Here is a 1,886-nt window from a genome sequence, read left to right as displayed (position 1 = left end):
GCAGGGGGTGGGGAAGTGACGGGGCCACCGATACGACGGAGGCCGGGATCGGGACGACACGCCGGCGGCCCCGGGCGCGACCCCGGGTGGCGGGGTCGTCGCGCGGGGCCGCCGGGTCCCGGTCGACCGGGACCGTCAGAAGTTCTCCGAGGGGACGTAGGCGCCCCACACCTCGCGCAGCAGGTTGCACACCTCACCGACTGTGGCCCGGGCCCGCAGCGCCTCCCGCATCGGGTACAGCACGTTGTCGGTGTCCCCGCTCGCCGCCTCGCGCAGCGCCGCGAGTGCCGCGTCCACCGCCGGCTGGTCGCGCTCGGCGCGCAACCGCTTCAGCCGCTCGGCCTGCTGGGCCTCGATCGCGGGGTCCACGCGCAGCGGCTCGTAGGGCTCCTCCTCGTCGAGGCGGAAACGGTTGACGCCGACCACGACGCGCTCGCCCGCGTCGGTCTCGCGGGCGATGCGGTAGGCGCTGCGCTCGATCTCGGACTTCTGGAAGCCCTGTTCGATGGCCTCCACCGCGCCGCCCCGGTCCTCGACCTGCCGCATGAGGTCCAGCGCGGCCTCCTCCACCGCGTCGGTCATCGACTCCACCACGTAGGAACCGGCGAACGGGTCCACGGTGGCGGTCACGTCCGTCTCGTGGGCCAGCACCTGCTGGGTGCGCAGCGCCAGGCGGGCGGACTTGTCGGTGGGCAGCGCGATGGCCTCGTCGTAGGAGTTGGTGTGCAGCGACTGGGTGCCGCCGAGCACGGCCGCCAGGCCCTGTACCGCCACCCGCACCAGGTTCACCTCGGGCTGCTGCGCGGTGAGCTGCACGCCGGCGGTCTGGGTGTGGAAGCGCAGCATCATCGACTTGGGGTTCTTCGCGCCGAACTCCTCGCGCATGACCCGGGCCCAGATCCGGCGGGCGGCACGGAACTTGGCGACCTCCTCCAGGATCGTGGTGCGGGCCACGAAGAAGAAGGACAGGCGCGGCGCGAAGTCGTCCACGTCCATACCGGCGGCGACGGCGGTGCGCACGTACTCGATGCCGTCGGCGAGGGTGAAGGCGATCTCCTGCGCGGGCGTGGCCCCGGCCTCGGCCATGTGGTAGCCGGAGATGGAGATGGTGTTCCACTTCGGGATCTCGGCCCGGCAGTACTTGAAGATGTCCGCGATCAGCCGCAGCGAGGGCTTGGGCGGGAAGATGTACGTCCCGCGCGCGATGTACTCCTTGAGCACGTCGTTCTGGATGGTCCCGGTCAGCTTGTCCGCCGACACGCCCTGCTCCTCGGCGACGAGCTGGTAGAGCAGCAGCAGGACGGCGGCGGGGGCGTTGATCGTCATCGACGTGGAGACCTGGTCCAGCGGGATACCGCCGAACAGCACCCGCATGTCGTCGACGGAGTCGATGGCCACGCCCACCTTGCCGACCTCGCCGTGCGCGATCGGGGCGTCGGAGTCGTGACCCATCTGGGTGGGCAGGTCGAAGGCGACCGACAGGCCCATGGTGCCGTTGGCGATCAGCTGCTTGTACCGGGCGTTGGACTCCACCGCCGTGCCGAAACCGGCGTACTGGCGCATCGTCCACGGCCGGCCGGTGTACATGCTCGGGTAGACGCCCCGGGTGTAGGGGTAGGCGCCGGGCTCCCCCAGCTTCTCCTCCGGCCCCCACCCCTTGAGCGCTTCCGGTCCGTATACCGGTTCGATGGGCTGTCCGGATTCCGACTCGCGTGCCATGTGCTCTGTGGCCTCCCGCCGTGGGCTGTCCCCGCACGCCGTGCCGTCGTCGTCTCCGCGCCGGGCGTGCCCTGGGTCCCGATCATCCTGTGCGTTCTCGCCACGGACTGTAGCGAGGGGCCGGCAACGGGTGGGAGGGGATCCGATTGGGAGATCCCTCACAGAAG

1 protein-coding gene is annotated in these 1,886 nt (G+C 70.9%); it reads right to left on the bottom strand.

The annotated features are described in order from the left end of the window. Window positions 1-135: 135 nt before the first annotated feature. Window positions 136-1,719: an acyl-CoA mutase large subunit family protein gene (locus FNQ90_RS21525; protein WP_182607873.1), complete on the bottom strand. Its 1,584-nt coding sequence runs from the start codon at window positions 1,717-1,719 to the stop codon at window positions 136-138. Window positions 1,720-1,886: the final 167 nt, after the last annotated feature.

It is taken from the genome of Streptomyces alkaliphilus, assembly GCF_014141535.1.
GTDB classification, from domain to species: domain Bacteria; phylum Actinomycetota; class Actinomycetes; order Streptomycetales; family Streptomycetaceae; genus Streptomyces; species Streptomyces alkaliphilus.
Note: the sequence above shows the minus strand (reverse complement) of the source record. Positions and strands in the feature narration are given on the sequence as shown.

What these genes read in the sequence shown, in the direction of transcription:
- FNQ90_RS21525 (WP_182607873.1), bottom strand. Translation starts at nt 1,719, where the DNA reads ATGGCACGCGAGTCGGAATCCGGACAGCCCATCGAACCGGTATACGGA.